Raw genomic sequence first — 19,324 nt, forward strand, 5'->3', positions numbered from 1 at the left:
GCTAAAGCCCTCCATTTGAGAGTGCTTGCTGCTGCTCTAAACTTGCTATCTGCTGATAAGGTGTAATTGAACCGTCCTTTTTGATTTCATAGACCGTATACGGTTGAAACCGAGTACCCATTTCCATACCAACAGACCCTACCGGCATGCCAGGAACAGTTAATCCAATGCCATTTTCTGACTTTTTCCCAGCTAAATAATGAGAAACCAATGTAGGAGGAACGTGCCCCTCAAAGACATAGCCATTACTAGAAATAGCGGTATGACAGGATTGGACCTCGGCACTAATACCGGAGTCACGTTTTCGTTGGGTCAGGTTGTTCGGATGTTGTACGGACACACTAAAGCTATCGGGTAAAGCTTGTAACCACTTTTCACAGCAACCGCAGTTGGGATCTTTTAGAACGGTTAGTTGCTGCTCTTCTACATCGGTTGCAGATACAGACACGGAAAACAGCATCGCCAAAACAGCGATATTGCGTTTGATAGACATAATTATTCACCGATTAGTAAGTTTTAAGGAAACACGCCGAGCGTGTGTTAAATTTCTAGTAACTTATTAAGCGGTAATTATTGGGGGACGGAATAAATTAGACGCGTGTTTAGCACGAATTGAGGTGTCGATGGGCGCATCGACTTTGGCAGAGAGGTTAACTGCAGCAGCATTAACCGAAGAAGACTGTCCGACAAATAAAACCGAGCCGCCGGAGCAATGCCGAATTGTCATGTCAGCACAGCACGAGTTGTGCTTTTGCTTCTCATGTTCGCAGTCGCTTACGTCTGCTTTTTGCATCATGCTGTGCTGCATTTGTCCTTTACCATGACATGCGTGAGCATCTGCCGTTTGCGAAAACGACATCGACACCAATAGCACTGTCATTAATAACAGAATTCGAATTAGCACGAGCACCCTGCTTTTTGCAATTTAATAAACTTCAGTCTAACGTCATTTTAACGCATGTCAAATAAGGAGCAGATAATGATGAATCACGAAATGTTCGCAGGTATGGGCTTTCTATGGATGCTGATTGTGGGAGCTATTTTTATTGTTCCCGCATGGCGTATCTGCCAACGAGTTGGCTACCCTGGTCCATTGGGTCTTCTGATTGTTATCCCTATCGCAAATATCATTCTTCTTTACTTTATAGCGTTCGGCCCATGGAAAAATGTTGATAAATAGCTAATTCACTTTAACCAAAGCAACAAGTATAGCTTTTCATCTCTGATCAGAAGCACGAATTTATGGGTATACGGATTTAATGGTTGATGGGGCACCTTCACCCCATCAATCTGATACCACCCTCAGATGGTTGATAGATCGACTCCGTAGTTGAGTTCCTCTGCGAAGTCCGGCAGTCCGTAACCGATGGTTTTCTTGTAGAAAGGAGAGACCTTCGCAGTCGGTGCCTTCTTCTTGTGCTTCGTGGTGTAGAGCATTCGTGCCCGCATCACCTCGAAGGAGTAACCGCGCCCTTCACGGTTCTTGTCCTTGGCCAGTCGGTTGATGGACTCCGTGTAAGCGTTGGTGACGGGCATGTCCGTCTCGAAGTAGGTCATGGTCTCTTCGCGCCAGTTTCCCACTGCCCTGACCAGATCGCTCCAGACTTCCTTTTGGCCCTTCGGGATGGTGGCTATCCACTCGTCCAGGGCGGCTTCTGCCTGGAGCCGTGTGGTGGCGTCCCAGATGCCGTAGAAGCGCTCCTTGTGCTCGTAGGCGGCCAGCAGTTGCGGGAACGCGCCTGTCCAGGTCTCCATGATGAGGCGCTCCCGGTCTGAGACTTCGTGAGCGCGTTTCAGCAGGATTTTCCGGTCTCCCTTGAGAGTCCGGCTCTGGGACGGTTTCAGCTCCTTTCTGAGGCCCTTGCGCACTCTCTCTAGGGCATCGTTGGCCATGCGCACCACATGGAACTTATCGACCACGATACGGGCCTGGGGCAGCACAGCCTTGACCGCTGCCCGGTAGGGGTTCCACATGTCCATGCTGACGATCTCGACCTTCTGCCGGTCTTTCAGCTTCATCAGGTAGTTGGTCACCACGTCCTGGCGGCGGGTGGCCAGCAGGTCGAGCAGGGTTCGCTCCTCAATGTTGGTCAGAATGCAGCGGTAGCGCTTGTTCAGGTATAGCTCGTCAATGCCCAGGATGCGGGGCGTCTCGAAGCGGTGCCAGCGCCCCAGGAACTCGGCGCGGGCGTTGAAGATGTCGCGCACCGTCTTCTCGTCCAGGCCGGTCTGTGCCGCCACAAAGGTGTAGGGGTGGTTGAAGGATTCCTTCTCCACGTACTCATGCAGCCGCAGTGTCATACGGAATCCGTCCACCGATCTCCGGTAGCTGGGGCCTGAATGTTGTCTTGCAGGCCCGGCAGGTGTATCGGCGGCGGACCACCCAGAGAGTGACCCGCTTGCCGTGGATGGGCAGATCACGATAGGGAACGTCACGCTTGCCGAACCGTACGAACTCACCCTGCACGCCGCATTCCTCGCAGGCGATGGGATCGGGCACGTCCACCTGGAAGTGCATTTCGTCGTCGGTTGATTTGCAGCCCAGTACTTGGTATTGCGGCAGGTGAAGGATGTTGTCGGGAAGTTCGGTCATGGTGTTGTATAGGCGTAGGTGTCAGTCAGATCCATCCGGCTCGGCATTGGTGTTTGCTTTTTTACCCAACAAGCTGCTGGAAACGAAAAGTAAGGCACCGAGGACAATTGCAATATCAGCCAGGTTGAAGGCCGGCCAATGCCAGTCTCGCCAATAGAAATCAAAGGAATCCACAACATAGCCGCGAAAGACCCGGTCAATCAGGTTGCCCATGGCGCCACCGAGGATAAGACTGTAAGCGATGGCTTCTCCTTTATGACGATTTTCAAGGATCAGCTTGATCAAAAAAATCGAGACCACTACCGCGATTCCGATAAAAAAGTAGCGCTGCCAGCCTCCACCATTCGCAAAAAGACTGAATGCGGCACCGGTGTTCCATAGGTGCACCCAGTTAAAGAACGGGGTCACCGAAACATACTCGCCATAGGCCATTGATTGCTGCACCAGCCACTTTACAGCCTGATCAGACGCTGCCAGCAGGCCCGATATGGACAATAGGGCATACGGCGAGAGCTTTTTGCCAATAATGAGCATTATTTAACCCTTCAACGCCAAAATGCGTCTGGCACCGTTAAGTACAATGCCCCCCGCGATGGTGCCGATAATCAGATCCGGATAATTGGAACCGGTCCACGCGACCAGGGCGCCGGCGGTGATGACCCCCAGGTTGATCACCACGTCGTTGGCCGAGAATATCCAGCTTGCCTTCATGTGCGCCCCGCCTTCCCGATGTTTGGATATGAGCAGCAGACAACTGGTATTGGCAATCAATGCGACGAATGCGATAGCCATCATCACCAGCGATTCAGGCTCACTACCGAATACAAAGCGTCTCACCACCTCTACGAGCACGCCCACAGCCAAGATCAGTTGCAGTACACCAGCAAGATGCGCGGCACGTACCTGCATTTTCACGCTATGTCCAACCGCATAAAGGGCAAGCCCGTACACCGCCGCATCGGCAAAATTGTCCAGGGATTCTCCAATCAGGCCGGTGGACTGGGCGATCAGACCGGCAGTCATTTCCACCACGAACAGAAGTGCATTGATGCCGAGCAACCAGCGCAGGGTCCCGGATTCTTGCTTAGCAGAAGCTGCCGAAAACTCGGCGGCCTTGATGGTCTCCGGATTTGCAGCGACGGTTTCCTGAAGCGAGGCGCCTAGCCCCAAGGTCTTCAGTTTCGAGGTGACGGGCTCGACCTCGCCGTCATGCACGACCTTCAGCCGGCGGTTCGACAAGTCGAAGGACAGCGCCCGAATCTCCTCAAAGCCGTTCAGGGCTAGGCGAATCATTCGTTCTTCTGATGGACAGTCCATCTTCGGCACGGCATAAACACTGACCCATCTCCCTGGCGCCTCGGAGGAGGCCTGTATATCGGTATCCGCTGCGGACGTTGCATCACCGCCACAGGCGCCACCACAGGATTTGCTCATGATACGACTCCACTTGAACAATGTTGTGGTACCATTTTAAACTATAAAGCTACTATAAGGTCAATAGAGTAAAGAATCCGTTGGGGAGGAGGCTGATGCGCATTGGTCAGTTGGCGCAGTTGGTAGGGGTCGAAACACAGACGATCCGCTTCTATGAACAGCAGGGCTTGTTGCCGCCGCCTGATCGGCAGGACAACGGTTACCGTGTCTATACCGAGAAGCATGGTGAGGGGCTGGCCTTCATCCGTCGCTGCAGAATCCTGGGCCTGTCACTGGCTGAGATTCACGAACTACAGAGCTATCAGGACGACCCTCATCAGCCTTGTACCGCCGTCAACGCCTTGCTCGATGATCACATCTCTCATGTGCGGTCGCAGATAACCGCTCTGCAAGCGCTTGAGAAACAACTCGTTTCACTGAGAGCGAGTTGCAACGATGACCGGGAAGTTGAGGCGTGTGGGGTTCTTGCTGGAATTAGCGAAGGAAACATGCACCAGCAGTAGGTGAAGCATCAACCAGATAATCCGATGAGATGCCGGTCTGTCTCACTCTCATGCAAAGGTAAGATCAACCATTTAATCCGCTTACCCGAATTTATTTGCCACTACACGTTCACAAGTTGCAGACCACTATAGCTATGTTCAACGTGTTAAGCGAGTATTGGGCATAGCCAAAAAGTTAAAAGATTCATTTGTGAAAAAGCTTTCAATCAAAAAACTAAAGCTGAAGTTTTAGTAACAAGGTAAGTAACACGCTTGAATCTTAATATTTTTTATCCACTATAAAACAATAAGTTATTAGATCTTATCGATTCCGCCTCCGGCACCACTATTTTAAAGCCCTGCACGCAAGTGCGGGGCTTTTTTCATTTTAGCCATTGTGCCAATTTTGTACCAGTAGCCTGATGTTTACATCAGGTACGATATTTAAGCATAGAGCCTGACGTGAAAGGTCAGGCTACATATGCGTCAGTTACAAAAGGTTAAAAGGGTCATCCACTGAGCGCGACGGCTCGGTAAACCAAAAAGCCCCCTCTTCGCTCATATAAAAATGGTCTTCCAGGCGCACGCCGAACTTCTCCGGGTTAATCACCATGGGTTCATTACTAAAGCACATTGCCGGCGCTAATTCAGTTTTATCGCCTCCAACTAGATAGGGCCATTCATGCAAATCCATACCAATACCGTGGCCTGTTCTGTGCGGCACACCCGGTAATTGATAGTCGGGCTCCAGGCCCTGTTCTTTTAATTTAACACGCACGGCGTCATCCACTGACTCACAAGTCTTACCCAATACAGCGGCATCAAAAGCGGCTTGTTGCAAATCTCGTTCGTACTGCCAAAATTTCTGCTGCTCTTCAGTTGCAGTGCCAAAAGCGTATGTACGGGTAATATCAGAATGATACCCATGCAACTTGCAGCCGGTATCTATCAGCACCCAGTCGTCTTTTTCTAAGCGCTGTTCGTAATTAACTCCGTGCGGGTAGCTGGTGCCCTTGCCAAATAAAACAATACAGAAAAACGAACCGGACGCTCCCACCTTACGATGTGCTTTATCAATAAAAGCTCTGACTTCCGACGCTGTGATGCCTTCGTGAAGCATAGCACCGGTGGCTCTGTGCACAGCCATGGTCATATCCATTGCGGCCTGAATTAACGCTAATTCTGCGGGAGATTTATGCATTCTGCAGGCAGCGGTAATGACTTTTGCGTCGCACATTGTTTCGGCGGGTTTACGTTCCTCCAGCTGTGCCACCACGCTGTAGGGTGTGGATTCATCTAATGCCAGCTTATAACCATCAGAAAAATGCTCCGTTAAGAACGCCAACAACCGTTCGTAGGGTGATTCGTGCTCGTCCCACAAAACCGTATCCATGGGCAGTATCATTGCCTGAGTTAATGAACCGACTTCAAACGCCGGCGCTATCAGGGTGACATCCCCTTCAACCGGGAGAACAGCGCCAACCAGGCGCTCACTGGGGTACCACTTTAAACCAGTAAAATATTCTAAGTTGGTTCCTGCGTTTAAGTACATAGCGCTAATGCCTTGCTCCTGCATCAGTGCCTGCGCTCTGGCAACGCGCTGTTGGTATTCTTCCAACGCAATAGGCTGAACACCTGCGGTCATATTCTCCAAAGCGCTGAGAGCCTCTTCAGCCCGCGCAACTCCCACACCATGCGTCATAAAACACTCCTCTCATTAATTGTGCCACCAGGACAAATTCTGTATCGATTCATCGATTACCTACTTGGCTACATGAATAATCTCAACTGACTGTAGACCGCGGTTGGTTTTCCATTGAATAGACTGCCCTACGGAAAGACCAATAAGCGCTGCTCCCAAAGGAGCAAAAACCGATAAACTGTCTTCATATTTATCCACCTGATCGGGTGCAGTCAGAGTTTTTGTAAAAACTTTCCCCGTTTCTAAAACCTTAAAGGTCACTTGCCGATTCAGACAAGCAACGTCGGCAGGCATGACATTCGGCTCAACAATTTTAGCACGGGCCAGCTCAACCTCTAACTCATCCAAAAACTCCCGGGGTAAACTGGTCTCATCTAAATGATGTTCAATTAAGGCCATATCGACACACGAAATAACAATGTTAGGTCTAGTATTCATAATTCTCTCTCATAAAAAAAGGGCTCCGGAGAGCCCTTTAAGTTTACTCTTCAAGTTTCTTTTTCTTCTTTTCTTTTCGTTTTTCTTTCAACGTTAACTGCGGTTTTTTCTTCTGCTTTTCTTTACTCATTGGATTCACCTTATCTGTTCAAATGTTTAAGTTAATCGACACATTGCACAACTAAGTTACTCCAAGGCACTACCCTCCTTTGAATTCTGGCTAAGCATCAACAGATGCGAGTCGATTCTGATTTACCGTCAGAACCTCCCACTTTATTGATATACCTTTAACAATGACTGTTGCTATATCGCCTACGCGAAGACCAAGCAACGTCGAGCCTAAGGGGGAAATAAAAGACACCAGGTAGTTATCAGTATCCGCTAACTCTGGCGGAACCAACCTAACCCTTACCTGTTCCATTGTTTTTACATTACGCAAGACAACCGAAGCTCCAACTCGAATGCGTTTTTCAATTAAGGCTTCTTTTGATTCACTGAACTCAAGTCTATTCAACAAAATACTGAGCTCTACGGGGTCTATCAGCATTTGCTGCCCCGCTTCCTGAAAAATTGGGTTTGACGGACAAACCGAGGTTTTACAGAACCTGAATGCACGCTTAAGCACGGCTTTATCTCCAACCGAACTGAACATAAATTATTTAAAGGGAATAACAGACAGACTGGCCGGACGCTTAAGGCGCGTCCGGCTTAATTTGGAAAGGTGAGAGCGGTACTCTGTATTGAATAGTTAGACTTAAACATGATGTCCTCTTAACAACTGAATCCATCATAGCCCGTTAGAAATTTAAAGCAAGCCGGCGATATTCTCTAGCCGAGCAACGTAATTCGAACTAAACACATTTTCCGCACGTTTAATATAAGCCTCTAAATCAACATACCTCAGTGCATTTTTAAAATAGAACCTATCGGCAAAAGGCTGCATTTTCTGCTTTTCAAAAATGTCCTTTATTTGCCCAAAATAGGCTTCAATGTCGTCAACCATAGACACCATATGCCAGTCGCTACCGTACATTATTTTGTCAGCCAGCTTAAAAGGTTTGTCTGCGGTCGCTTCACGCGTTAGCTCAATTTCAAGCCGCCGGGCCAGGCTTGCCTGTGCTTTCTTACTGCCGACAATTTCATGTAAGTAGGACAAATCGCAATAAACATGCGGGTAACGCCGACACAGCTCAACAACTTTACGGGCGTAATTGTTCGGATCACTCCACTCCTCTTCTGTCTCTGCCAGCCAACCTTTAACCCAGCGCCCGTTCACTTTTCGCTTTCCGCCACCGGCATGGCCAAAGCAGAGTCTCATTGTTTGCCTTTGCTCACTTTTTGTCAGCGCCTGCTCCCAGTAATCCGGGTCTGAATTTAGCCCTGACCCTTTATAAGCCTGAAAGCCTTCCGGCGTGCAGTGAGTGAAAACCGGAATGGAATACTCCACACAAAAATCCAGAAAGTAATCAACAACCCGTTCAACCGGAGGTTCATTACCCGCTGGCTTGTAACCCATGGGAGGATAAAACTTGAATCCCGCTTTGCCGTGCTCTAACGATCGCTCTATGGCATCTCGAAGCACGCGATCAGTGGCAGACTGAGAAACAAATCGCAAAGGATCAAAGGCAGAGAACCCCAGCACGATTCCCTCTGAATAATTCTCCAACGCAGTCATGCGCTCTAACTGCTGATCATAAAACTCATACTTGGGGTTATCATCAAACGGATAGGCCATATCCATCATGTAATGAAAAAGCACATAATTTTCCGCAAAGTTGCCGTAATAGCCTTTTAACCGCTTGAGTATCCCGACTTCACTACGCAGCATATTTAAAACAAAATCTATTTTGTCCGCAGCGTTTTCCAAAAACTCCAGTGACTTGCGCAGCATGCGCTCTATCATTTTATGAATGCCGGAAAACCAGCCCGATATTTTATCCTGAGGGTGAGTTTCTGCTTTGAAGGTTAATTTTGTTTCTATGTAATCTAACTCCAACTCCCGGGCCGATTCGCTGTCACCGTAATACTGATGTATTTCTCTCAGAACCGAGTACAACTCACTATTAATGAATTTCTCCTGGTAGGCTTTCGCTAACTCCGGATTGCTACTGCCCTCTTCACTTAATTCTCCCGGTAAGTAATGCTCTATTTCAACACAAACCAGATGGGCAAATTCGTTGCAGATTTTTTCTGTGGCACCTTTTTGAGTGGTGACTGAAAATGACGCCAGCCGCTCTTGTAATGTAGAGCTGGCGGTCAGTGAATACGCCAGTTTGCTAATTAACTTTGCCGGTAATTTCCAAATACCCCAACTCTCAAGAATTCCCTGCAAAGGCATATAACGAGCGTTGAAAAGGTGGGTATGGGCATCAACAACAAAAGGGAGTTTATTCATGGTCGTATCCATCTCAAGTAGCCTGATTTTCCTGAATTTTAGTTAAGTTAATAACTCGCATAAGGTCAACTGCTCTCGTTTAAATTGGTCGTTCTTCCCAATATTTGGTCACAAGCACAAACCTGAACTTTCAATGAAATTATAAGCGCATGATTATTAAAGAAATTATTTCTGGCCTAAGAATTGCTTTGTTGTCCATAATAAGAAGATAAGAACAACAAGGAACCATCATGAGTGTAAAGTTTGAAGATCGCCCAATAGAAAAAGTCCGGGAAGAAACCATCGACCAACTGGTCATGAATTACAGCCACGGTGAACTGTCGGCAGAAGCCTTTGAACGCCGACTTGATCAAGCCATGGACGCGACGGCACATAGCCAGCTGGCGGAACTGGTAGAAGACCTGGAGCTTAGGCCCGATACCTCATACGACAGCATGAAAGAGCAGCAGTTCTCGCCACATTACGGCGAGGGGCGTGTTCAACCGACAGAAAACGTCGTCTCCATACTGTCTTCTAATGAGCGGTGTGGCGTATGGACGGTTCCGCGCGAAATCACCATCTACTCCCTGTTAGGCTCAGTAGAGCTGGACTTTACCGATGCCGTTTTTCAACACCCGGACGTTACTATAAAAATTATAGGCGGCCTTTCAAGTCTTGAAATTTTTGTGCCTGAAGAAATCACCATTAGCACCAACGTCTTTAGCATTCTTGGGTCCACAGAGAATAAAGCCCCGTCTATGGGCAACTTAAAGCAGGCACCACATATACGCATTGAGGGCTTCCAGGTACTGGGTTCTGTTGAGGTAAAAGTGAAGCGCACCATAAAAGAGAAGTTTGTTGCCTTTGCAAATAGCTTAAAAGGCACCTTTCAATCTCGTTAGTGTCGGAGTAAATTGGAGCTAACACTCAATTTAACGGAGAGTTAGCTCCATGAAACTCTATGAAATGGCAAAAGCGCCCAATCCTCGGCGGGTGCGGATGTTTCTCGCTGAAAAAGGGCTCCTGAACAAGGTCGACTGCGTTGAGCTCGATCTGGCCAAAGGCGAGAACTTAACGCAGGAATTTGAACGAAAAAACCCAATGAAAAAAGTGCCGGTACTGGAACTCGACAACGGCACCTGCATTGGCGAAACCATGGCCATTTGCCGCTACTTTGAAGCCGCCTTCCCGGAATCTGAAGCCTTACTAGGCAATACCGCTGAAGAGCAGGCCATTCTCGAACAATGGACACGCTGGATAGACTTCTATTTATTTACCCCAATTGGCATGTGTTTTCAGCACACCACCGACTACTTCAAACACAAAATGACACCCATTAAAGAGTGGGGCGAGGCAAACCACGCAGCAACCCTGACCTTCTTCGACTTTCTGGAAAAACACTTAGCCGAGCATCAGTTCATTGCGCTGGAACGTTTTACCATTGCTGACATTAACGCCTTTTGCACGGTGGATTTCGCCAAGGTGATCCAGCTGCGTGTCGATCAGCGCTGGCCTAATCTAAAAGCCTGGTATGAGCGTATGAAAGAGCGTGACTCATCAAAGGTTTAAGGAGGGGGACATATGATTGAACTCTACACAGCAGCGACACCCAACGGTTACAAAGCCACGGTCACATTAGAAGAAATGGGGCTGGACTATAATCTCCATCACGTTCAGTTGCAGGACGACGAGCAAAAGCGTCCGGACTTTCTGAAAATGAACCCTAACGGGCGCATTCCGGTAATTGTCGATAAAGACAACGACGACTTCGCGGTATTTGAGTCCGGTGCCATTATGCTGTATTTGGCGGAAACCTACGACAAACTGAACCCCAAAGACCCAAAAGAACGCTCACGTATGATTCAGTGGCTGATGTTTCAAATGGGTGGCATTGGCCCCATGATGGGACAAGCTAATGTCTTCTATCGGTACTTTCCGGAGAAGCTGCCGTCAGCCATTGAACGTTATCAAAACGAAAGCCGTCGGCTGTTCGAGGTGCTGAATAAGCGTTTAGGAGAGTCTGAATACTTAGCCGGTGAAAACTTCTCGTTAGCGGATATTGCCAACTGGTGCTGGGTGCGTACCCACGACTGGTCCGGTGTCAGTCTTGACGGCCTGGAAAACCTGAAGCGATGGATGAACACCATCAGTGAGCGTCCGGCCTGCCAACGCGGTGTCACGAAGCCGGAGCGGATGGGCGATCCTGACGAACTGGTCAAGAGCGCCCAAAAAATGGTGCAGCGTTAAGCGGCAGCCAACTGCGCCAGGTACTCATCGTAACTGCCGGCAAAGTCACGTAAGCCTTTGTCGGTAATTTCGATAATACGCGTAGCCAAAGTCGACACGAACTCGCGGTCATGGCTGACAAACAACAAGGTCCCTTCAAACTGCTCCAGTGCCATGTTTAACGACTCTATCGATTCCATATCCAAATGGTTCGTCGGTTCGTCCATCACCAGAATGTTCGGGCGCTGCAAAATCAGTTTCCCGAAGATCATCCGCCCTTTTTCACCACCGGATAAAATCGATACCGGCTTCTGAATATCGTCTGAAGAAAACAGCATACGACCCAGCACACCACGAATAGCCTGTTCGTCATCGCCTGGCTTCTTCCACTGATACATCCATTCGTAAACGGTCATTTCCTGCTTAAACCAGTGGGCGTGATCCTGCGCGTAGTAGCCTATCGCTGCATTTTCAGACCACTTGATGCTGCCTGAATCCGGCGTGTACTCGCCCATCAAACATTTCAGCAACGTCGTTTTACCAATACCGTTGGCACCGATAATAGCGACTTTCTCACCCACTTCTATCGATGTGCTCAAGCCTTTTAAAACGGCTTCGTCATCAAAGCTCTTACGTACGTTTTCAGTTTCAAGCGCCAGCCGGTAAAGCTTCTTCTCTTGCGTGAAACGAATATACGGATTCACCCGGCTGGATGCTTTAACCTCATCCAACTGAATCTTTTCCATTTGTCGCTGACGCGAGGTCGCCTGCTTGGCTTTTGACGCATTCGCCGAGAAACGACTGACAAAGCTCTGCAGCTCCGCAATTTTCTCTTTCTTCTTGGCGTTATCGCTCATCAGCTGTTCGCGCGCCTGAGTAGCGGCAAACATGTATTCGTCATAGTTACCCGGGTACACGCGCAACTCGCCGTAATCGATATCGGCCATGTGTGTACAAACCGTGTTCAGAAAGTGACGGTCGTGCGAAATAATGATCATGGTGCTTTGCTTTTCCGCCAGCACCTCTTCCAGCCAGCGAATGGTGTTAATGTCCAGGTTGTTGGTCGGCTCGTCCAGCAGCATAATATCCGGCTCAGAGAACAGCACCTGCGCCAATAACACCCGAATTTTCACACCCGGTGCCAGTGCCGACATTAAGCCAAAGTGCTGCTCTACCGGTATACCTAAGCCCAACAGCAATTCGCCTGCACGAGATTCAGCTGTGTAACCGTCCATTTCAGCGAATTCGGTTTCCAAATCGGCTACACGCATACCGTCTTCTTCACTCATTTCGCCACTGCTATAAATACGGTCACGCTCTTCTTTTACCGCCCACAGCTCTTCGTGCCCCATAATAACGGCGTCAACCACGCTGTACTCTTCGTACGCAAACTGGTCCTGGCGCAACTTACCAATGCGGGTATTCGGCTCCAGCGAGACGTTGCCGGAGGAAGGCTCCTGCTCACCACTTAAAATGCGCATAAAGGTCGACTTACCACAGCCATTAGCACCAATAAGGCCATAACGGTTGCCATTGCCGAATTTAACAGAAATATTTTCAAAAAGAGGCTTCGCACCAAATTGCATGGTGATATTTGCAGCAGAAATCACGTATTCAACATCCAGGACTATAGGGTAAAAATTGAGCGCGCAATGTACGTGTTTTTCGCGTAAATTACAAAGAAAGATTCACTAATGGGTAAATAGACTATGCAAATGTCCTGGAATGATGTCTCCACGAATTTAAGTAAAATTTGGAACACCGAGCTTTGGAAGACCGGCGACGCACAGATATACCTCAGTCAGGTAATTATTGCCATTACGCTGATTATTGTTGGCGTTATTGTTATACGCTGGGTTGGTTCCAGTCTGGTAAAACGAGCTCTTAAATCGGGTCATGCCTCTCAGAACACCATTTATGCCTTTCGAAAGCTGTTCTCTTTCCTGGCTTACGTGCTCATTGTCTTAATAGCCCTGCCCGTTGCAGGCATCCCCATTACCATATTTGCTGTGTTAGGTGGTGCGTTAGCCATTGGTGTCGGTTTTGGTGCGCAGAACCTGTTAAACAATCTAATTTCCGGAATGATATTGGTTGCAGAGCGCCCTATTCGCATTGGCGACATTGTTGAGCTGGAAAATGAACGGGGCAAAATTGAAGAAATTGGCAACCGCTGTGTTCGCATCAAACGCTTCGACGGCGTGCATGTGCTGGTTCCAAACAGTTATTTCCTTGAGCAGCGGGTAGTGAACTGGACACTAGTTTCGACGGAAATACGCAGCACAGTCACCGTTGGGGTTGCCTATGGCTCGCCTATCGACAAAGTTCGCGAACTCATGCTGGAAGCTGCCAGCCAACACGAAAAAATTGTTCAACGCCTGCCTTTTGAAGTCTTTTTCGATGACTTTGGTGACAACAGCTTAACCTTCAATTTACTGTTCTGGACAGAAGTTGAAGCCCCGATGGACATTCGTCGAGTACAGTCCGACATACGCTTTAAAATCGATAAGATATTCGCCGAGAATGACATCACCATCGCCTTCCCGCAGCGCGATGTGCATTTAGATACGTTAAAACCTTTAGAAATAAAGATGACGTAATGATGCTGGTGATAGAGGGCGCGACCTCAGCGCCCGCAACATCCACCTCACCTGATGTAAACATCAGGCTACCTAGAACTCGTAGCTGTAACTTAAGCTAACAACGGTTCCGACTTCTTTGCTACGAACTAAAATATCCGATTGCGTCACTTCCTGATCTTCTCCAAGAATGTTCTTTACCTTGAAGCCGATTTTTGAACTAAAGCTCGGATAGTAGTTGTACACCAAATCCAGCGAGTGGAAAGGCTGTTCGTAAGCGTCTTCACGTCCACCAACACCAGCTGCAAGAATGCGTTCACCAAACACGTTGTAAACCAACGAGGTTGAGTGCTCGCCGTTGGCAGAGTCGTAGTTTAACTGGAAGTTCGCTACGTATTCTGAGTGTCCGGTCATACGCTTCGTCGGGTTAGTTAAGTTACCCGCCAAGGCAGGGTCAATCGACGCTTCTGAGTCACTCCAGGTTAAGTTACCTGAGGTGAAGAAGCCGTTCGCCAAGTAGCCTAAGTCGTGCAGCCATTCAAACTCAACACCGTACACTTCGGCTGATTCACCGTTCACATAGATCAGTGTGTAATCTTCATCACCCACGCGCAGCACCGACTCAATTGGGTTTTCTATGTCCTTATAGAAGGCTGCAACGGTGTAGTTATCGCCATTATCCGCGTAATACTCAAAGCGTGCATCGTAGTTACGTAAGTCACTGCTTTGCAAACCGGCCGTACCAAAGGTGCGAATATCCGTAGTCGGGTCGTAGTAAGCTACCGGAACCGTCTCGCGCAAGTCCGGACGAACAACCGTTTCACCGTAACCAAAGCGAAGCTGATAATTTTCATTAGCCATATAGGTCAGTGACAAAGCGGTGTAAACATCGTCTTCTGAAATCGAGCTATCGATAACGCGCTGAGGGTTGAAGTAGTTATTCAGGTCCTGCTCGTCGAAAATTAAGCTCGAGGTCGCCAATGACACTTGCTTAAAGTCTTCGTAACGAATACCACCACTGACACGCCAGGTATTGTCGAATATGGCATCGAACTCACCGTAATACGCATCGATTTTCTGAGCAGCCAGGTAATCATCCGCATTTGGCGCACCCGGTTCACGGAAGGTAATACGGAAGTCATTTTCGTCGATGACCTCATCGGTCAGATACCCAGTAACTCCCAGTACGTTGTCTAAATCATCCAGCACTGACAAACGTGATCCAGAAGCGTTATCCAGACTAAAACGACTGGTGTTGTAGTAACGTGCTTTATCAACAAAGTCGTAGCCCGCTTTCAATTCCAGCTCTAATCCGGAAAACATTAATGGCAGCGAGAAATTACCACCGTATGACTTCACGTTGTCTTCCATATCTACGAACTGGAAAATAGCGCGGTTGTCATCACCCGTTACCCGAGTCTCAGAGAAGCTACCGTCAGTGTTGTAAATGTCATCAAAACGGTAAGACACTTCGGTCGGAATTTCCGTTTCCGCTTTTGACTCAGTGTACTGCCAGTCAAAGCCAACCCCCCAGTAGTCCATAAAGGTGTGCTGGCCGCGGAATTGGTCAACGTTTAGTACCCGCTCTTCGTATTTGAACTCATGTTCGCGGTTAGCAATACCGGTTCCGGCAATGGTTTTCAGGTTACTGCCGTTGGGGCTTTGCTTAATACCAAATTCTGACTCGTCCTCTGAGTCTTCCAGGTAAATTTTAGTGTAGCTGACGCTGTGTGTGTCTAATTCATAGCCTGCGGTAAAAAAGCCGTTAAGACGTTCTGTTTCCTGTGTCACCGTAGTTTCAGACAAGGTGTTGTAACACGAGTTAGAAACATCTTCCGCAGTTTCTAAAGACGTTGAACATCCCGCTTCGGCATTGTTACTGATAACCGCATTACGACGCTCTGAGACATCCCAGTCATTGTCATAAGACGCAGCAGCCAACACTCCGATAGTGCCGCCCAACCAGGACTCATCAAAACTGTTACCTAAGGTCGCTTTTAAATCAAAGTTAGGATCCAGAGACTCTTCCTTTAGCACCATGTCACGAGGTAATTGTTTCGCCAGTGACGCATTAATCGCCCGCGCCTGATCACCGGCACTGTTCCCGCTACCGCTCAGTCCATCGGTATTAATAATGTTGCGTAAGCTAAAGTCACCCTGATAACGACCAATCGCATCGCGGATCCCATCAGGAATGCCGTCATCGTTGCGGTTATAGGTGTAGCCGTCATCCGCATTGCTGTTAAGACCGACTCCGGCCTCAACGTTAAAAATAAAGTCATCCGGTAGCGAGCGCGTGCGGATATCAATGTTACCACCGCCAAAAGCCGCTGGCATGGAAGGTGAAAACACCTTTTGTACCGCCATGCTTTCAATAATGGTCGAAGGAATAATATCCAGCGGTACCACGTTACGAGTTAAGTCCGGGCTGGGAATACTGGCACCGTTAATGCGGGCACTTGAATAGCGCTCACCTAAACCACGCACGTAAATGAACTTGCCGTCCACCAGGGTCAAACCGGTCACCCGGCGCAGCGCTGAAGCAGCGTCACTGTCACCCGAGCGGGACAGCTGCTCTGCACCCAGAATATCCGCCACAAAGGCCTGGTTCTTGCGCTCTTCAACCACCGCAGCCGCACTTCCCTGCAAACGACTACCGGTAGTAACCACTTCTTCAATGGTCGACTCGCGTTCAACTTCGGTTTCGTCAGCTTGCTGTGCCAAAGCTATCGGAGCCGTGGCAAACAGGCCCAAACCAACCGCTAAAGCAACAGGTTTGAGTTTGTATTGATTCTTCATAATCAACTCCTGCAATAAAATCGGAAAATAGGCGCAACTGTGGTGCGCCTATTTATTCGCATTCCAACTCTAATTAGTCCTGCTCAGAAGCAGCTACAGCAGTTTCAACCCACTGGTACCATTCAGAGCTTGTATCGTCGTCAGAAAGTGCGCCGATAAAATCAACCGGAGTAAAGAAGTCATCATTCAATGCGGTTAAGTCATTCGCAGCAATAGTGATTGAAGAAGACATATCGGTCGAAATACCATCGTCATTCAGAACCATTGCTGAACCGTCTAACACTTCATTTTCACCACCGTTGTCATACCATTGGCTGTAGGTTTCGCCGTCACCAAAGGTATTGTCACCGGTGTTCACAAAGTTATTGGTACACGCCATAACCGAGCTGTAGAAATCGAGTTCGCCATTATCAACGCCCGCTTCACCGTCTGAAGTGAAGAAGACACAGCCGTCGTCTGCCGTACCGTTCTCTTTAATTTTCAGTACGTTATACATCTGACCCTGGAAGTTGTCGTCAAATTTCGTAGCGATTGACGGGTCGTTATCACGTACGGATGTGCCGTCGGTAGTGATAATAGTCACGTTAGCAATAGTCGGTGCAGATGTTGGTGCCTGCGAGTAGTCCGGACCGTTGTTTTTCTCGCCGTCTGCCTCAAAACCACCGTTACCCATGTAGTTGGTCTGACCGTCTACCGTCACTGTGCCATGTTTAATAAACACAAATTGCGCACGTCCCTGCCAACCAGCGTCCATATCCAGCGAGTCATCCTGGGTATCCGTTACGACAATGTTTCTTAAGTCAGCAGCGCCACCGAAGAACTCAATGCCATCATCAAAGCCCTGGTGAATGTGAATAAACTCATAAGAAGAGCCTGAACCTACTGCGTTTAGCGTTAGTGAGTTCAAGTCATCACCGTCACCGCCGTCACGAGGGCCCGAGCCTGCGTACCAAATTTGTGCGTACTTCATTGAGCCGCTGTCGTCAGTGTTGTCGTTACCACCGTAGAAGCTGACAATACCTTCCGATTCACGGTTACAGGTACCACCGTCGCGCTCTGCATCAGTACACTCATTGGTAATACCGTTACCGTTAACGATGATCCCACCCCAGTCTGCGTAGCGTGGAGCGTCGCCTGATACGTTTAAACGGTCAAACTCGTTAGCCGAGGTGAACTTAACCGGCTTGTCGAAAGTACCGATAGCGTTCAACTGAGCGCCACGAGCAATCTGAATAATGGCTTCGCCAGAAGTGAATGCCAGCACCGCGCCAGGTTCAACCGTCATGACCGGGCCATTTTGATTAATTTCACAATCGGTTGTGGTGTCGCAGTCTTCACCAATTTGCAGAGCACCATCAAACACATGAACACCGCCGTCAGGCAACTCTTCAAAAGTAATGTCCTCAGCTATTTCAATGGTTGCACTGGCAAAGTCTGTATCATAAGAACAGTCCTGACCGTCGTACTCACCCTGAATGTCTGCATAGCTTGCACAAGGGTTTGATGAGCCGCTGTCGCCACCGCCCGTATCGCCGCCAGCATCAGATCCGCCATTGTTATTCACCGTTGGGGTAACATTAATATCGCCGCCGCAACCAGCTAAAAATAAGGCTGCTGTAACTGCAGAGATTTTGAATAAAGTATTAAATTTCATTGGGTTCTCCCGACTTGGATGTTGTCCAGTTATGATTTAAGTCGGGAGCAGACTAAGACGCCTGCATGACAGGATTGTGACAACACAAAAGTGTCACAAAATATTCACCATTCGGTAACCTAAGTTTTCTCTTTTGATCTTTGCGCTTGTTGAATAAGTAACCTATATCAGTAATAAAAACACAAACGAGGAAAGACCCCATGCGTAAACTTTTAATCAGCGGTTTAATGGCAGCCTTTGCTTTACCCGCTGCGGCTGACCGTTTCGAAGATGTAACCATTGAACACAATGAAGTAGCCGACAATATTTACATGCTGACCGGAGCCGGCGGCAATATGCTGATGTCATCAGGTGACGATGGCGTGTTTCTGGTCGATGACCAATACACTCAGGTAGCAGAGCGTATTGCGGAAAAAATTCAGGAGTTAAGCGGTGAAGAAGTTCATTATATTCTGAACACGCACTTCCACGGCGACCATGTCGGCTCCAATATGTGGTTCGCGAACAACCAAAGCTCGACCATTTTTGCTCATGACCATGTGCGTGAGCGCTTAAGTAACGACGACAGCTTTAACGAAACGGGTCTGCCGGCCATTACTTTTGACTCTGCCATTACCTTCCACTTTAACAATGACACCATTTACGTTTTCCACCTCTAAAACGGTCATACTGACGGTGACAGCGCGGTATGGTTTAAAAATGCGAACGTATTGCATCCGGGCGATTTGTTCTTTAATAAACGTTTCCCGTTTATTGATCTGAAAAGTGGCGGAGACGTGGATGGCTATATCGCAAATGTGGAGCAGTTGTTGAACCGTATTACCGATGAAACCGTGATTATTCCCGGCCATGGTCCGTTGGCAAATAAAGCCGATTACCAAAGCTTTTTGAACATGATGAAAAAAACCAAAGCCGAAGTTGATGCCATGAAGCAAAGCGGCATGACCCTTGATGAAGTGAAGACCAAGGGTCTGAGCGACAAATGGAAAGACTGGAGTTGGTCCTTTATTAACGAAGAGCGTTGGATTGCAACGCTCTACTAAGCT

At 48.4% G+C, this 19,324-nt stretch carries 19 protein-coding genes and 1 pseudogene; 8 read left to right on the top strand and 12 right to left on the bottom strand.

Annotation, left to right across the window (positions count from 1 at the left end):
• Nucleotide 1 precedes the first annotated feature (1 nt).
• Together BM359_RS12315 and BM359_RS12320 are read right to left on the bottom strand one after the other, a co-directional pair.
• Nucleotides 2–493, bottom strand: coding sequence for a DUF411 domain-containing protein (locus BM359_RS12315; protein ID WP_006956253.1), 492 nt, complete (start codon nucleotides 491–493; stop codon nucleotides 2–4).
• A gap of 66 nt (nucleotides 494–559) precedes the next feature.
• Nucleotides 560–904: a hypothetical protein gene (locus BM359_RS12320; RefSeq protein WP_054490579.1), complete on the bottom strand. Its 345-nt coding sequence runs from the start codon at nucleotides 902–904 to the stop codon at nucleotides 560–562.
• A gap of 75 nt (nucleotides 905–979) precedes the next feature.
• On the opposite strand from BM359_RS12320, the gene BM359_RS12325 reads away from it, so the two are divergent.
• Nucleotides 980–1,180, top strand: a complete 201-nt coding sequence (locus tag BM359_RS12325) for a hypothetical protein (protein WP_006956255.1) — start codon at nucleotides 980–982, stop codon at nucleotides 1,178–1,180.
• A gap of 122 nt (nucleotides 1,181–1,302) precedes the next feature.
• Here the strand turns inward: BM359_RS12325 and BM359_RS12335 are convergent.
• The 3 genes and pseudogenes from BM359_RS12335 to BM359_RS12350 form a co-directional block, all read right to left on the bottom strand.
• Nucleotides 1,303–2,593: pseudogene (locus BM359_RS12335) on the bottom strand (ISL3-like element ISPpu12 family transposase).
• Nucleotides 2,594–2,614: 21 nt separating this feature from the next.
• Nucleotides 2,615–3,127: a signal peptidase II gene (gene lspA, locus BM359_RS12345; protein WP_004863699.1), complete on the bottom strand. Its 513-nt coding sequence runs from the start codon at nucleotides 3,125–3,127 to the stop codon at nucleotides 2,615–2,617.
• A gap of 3 nt (nucleotides 3,128–3,130) precedes the next feature.
• Nucleotides 3,131–4,027, bottom strand: coding sequence for a cation efflux transmembrane domain-containing protein (locus BM359_RS12350; protein ID WP_004574643.1), 897 nt, complete (start codon nucleotides 4,025–4,027; stop codon nucleotides 3,131–3,133).
• A gap of 95 nt (nucleotides 4,028–4,122) precedes the next feature.
• Between BM359_RS12350 and cadR the strand changes: the two genes are divergently transcribed.
• The gene (cadR, locus tag BM359_RS12355) at nucleotides 4,123–4,530 is read left to right on the top strand and encodes a Cd(II)/Pb(II)-responsive transcriptional regulator (protein ID WP_004364961.1); all 408 of its coding nucleotides are present in this window, start codon (nucleotides 4,123–4,125) and stop codon (nucleotides 4,528–4,530) included.
• 469 nt (nucleotides 4,531–4,999) lie between these two features.
• On the opposite strand, the gene BM359_RS12360 is transcribed toward cadR, so the two are convergent.
• The 4 genes from BM359_RS12360 to BM359_RS12375 all read right to left on the bottom strand — a co-directional run bounded on the left by BM359_RS12360 (nucleotide 5,000) and on the right by BM359_RS12375 (nucleotide 9,044).
• Nucleotides 5,000–6,211, bottom strand: a complete 1,212-nt coding sequence (locus BM359_RS12360) for a M24 family metallopeptidase (protein ID WP_054490577.1) — start codon at nucleotides 6,209–6,211, stop codon at nucleotides 5,000–5,002.
• 60 nt (nucleotides 6,212–6,271) lie between these two features.
• Nucleotides 6,272–6,649, bottom strand: a complete 378-nt coding sequence (locus BM359_RS12365) for a GreA/GreB family elongation factor (RefSeq protein ID WP_054490575.1) — start codon at nucleotides 6,647–6,649, stop codon at nucleotides 6,272–6,274.
• A gap of 220 nt (nucleotides 6,650–6,869) precedes the next feature.
• Nucleotides 6,870–7,274: a GreA/GreB family elongation factor gene (locus BM359_RS12370; RefSeq protein WP_234972504.1), complete on the bottom strand. Its 405-nt coding sequence runs from the start codon at nucleotides 7,272–7,274 to the stop codon at nucleotides 6,870–6,872.
• Between the two features lie 180 nt (nucleotides 7,275–7,454).
• Nucleotides 7,455–9,044 (bottom strand): amidohydrolase family protein, encoded by a 1,590-nt coding sequence (locus tag BM359_RS12375; protein ID WP_054490688.1) that lies wholly within the window; start codon nucleotides 9,042–9,044, stop codon nucleotides 7,455–7,457.
• Nucleotides 9,045–9,274: 230 nt separating this feature from the next.
• Between BM359_RS12375 and BM359_RS12380 the strand changes: the two genes are divergently transcribed.
• From BM359_RS12380 to BM359_RS12390, 3 genes are read left to right on the top strand one after another with little or no spacing between them, the layout of a single operon-like run.
• Nucleotides 9,275–9,925, top strand: a complete 651-nt coding sequence (locus BM359_RS12380) for a DUF1707 SHOCT-like domain-containing protein (protein WP_054490572.1) — start codon at nucleotides 9,275–9,277, stop codon at nucleotides 9,923–9,925.
• Between the two features lie 49 nt (nucleotides 9,926–9,974).
• Nucleotides 9,975–10,592 carry a glutathione S-transferase family protein gene (locus BM359_RS12385; protein ID WP_054490571.1) on the top strand — a complete coding sequence of 206 codons (618 nt, stop codon included), beginning with the start codon at nucleotides 9,975–9,977 and terminating at the stop codon, nucleotides 10,590–10,592.
• A 12-nt stretch (nucleotides 10,593–10,604) separates the two neighbouring features.
• Nucleotides 10,605–11,270, top strand: coding sequence for a glutathione S-transferase family protein (locus BM359_RS12390; RefSeq protein WP_054490570.1), 666 nt, complete (start codon nucleotides 10,605–10,607; stop codon nucleotides 11,268–11,270).
• Here BM359_RS12390 and BM359_RS12395 read toward each other — a convergent pair.
• Complete coding sequence (locus BM359_RS12395) at nucleotides 11,267–12,859, bottom strand: ABC-F family ATPase (RefSeq protein WP_054490568.1); 1,593 nt, start codon at nucleotides 12,857–12,859, stop codon at nucleotides 11,267–11,269. The two genes, BM359_RS12390 and BM359_RS12395, sit on opposite strands and share 4 nt — an antisense overlap.
• 99 nt (nucleotides 12,860–12,958) lie before the next feature.
• Here BM359_RS12395 and BM359_RS12400 point away from each other — a divergent pair, with 99 nt between their 5' ends.
• Entirely contained in the window at nucleotides 12,959–13,846 is an 888-nt protein-coding gene (locus BM359_RS12400; RefSeq protein ID WP_054490566.1) for a mechanosensitive ion channel family protein, read from the top strand.
• 72 nt (nucleotides 13,847–13,918) lie between these two features.
• Here the strand turns inward: BM359_RS12400 and BM359_RS12405 are convergent, their stop codons facing one another.
• Complete coding sequence (locus tag BM359_RS12405; RefSeq protein ID WP_054490564.1) at nucleotides 13,919–16,624, bottom strand: TonB-dependent receptor domain-containing protein; 2,706 nt, start codon at nucleotides 16,622–16,624, stop codon at nucleotides 13,919–13,921.
• Nucleotides 16,625–16,697: 73 nt separating this feature from the next.
• Nucleotides 16,698–18,278, bottom strand: a complete 1,581-nt coding sequence (locus BM359_RS12410) for a hypothetical protein (RefSeq protein ID WP_054490562.1) — start codon at nucleotides 18,276–18,278, stop codon at nucleotides 16,698–16,700.
• A gap of 200 nt (nucleotides 18,279–18,478) precedes the next feature.
• On the opposite strand from BM359_RS12410, the gene BM359_RS13225 reads away from it, so the two are divergent.
• On the top strand, nucleotides 18,479–18,937 hold the full coding sequence (locus BM359_RS13225) for an MBL fold metallo-hydrolase (RefSeq protein ID WP_412458237.1): 459 nt from the start codon (nucleotides 18,479–18,481) through the stop codon (nucleotides 18,935–18,937).
• Nucleotides 18,938–18,988: 51 nt separating this feature from the next.
• Entirely contained in the window at nucleotides 18,989–19,321 is a 333-nt protein-coding gene (locus tag BM359_RS13230; RefSeq protein ID WP_412458238.1) for an MBL fold metallo-hydrolase, read from the top strand.
• Nucleotides 19,322–19,324: the final 3 nt, after the last annotated feature.

Source organism: Idiomarina abyssalis, from assembly GCF_900116625.1.
Taxonomy (GTDB): Bacteria; Pseudomonadota; Gammaproteobacteria; order Enterobacterales; family Alteromonadaceae; genus Idiomarina; species Idiomarina abyssalis.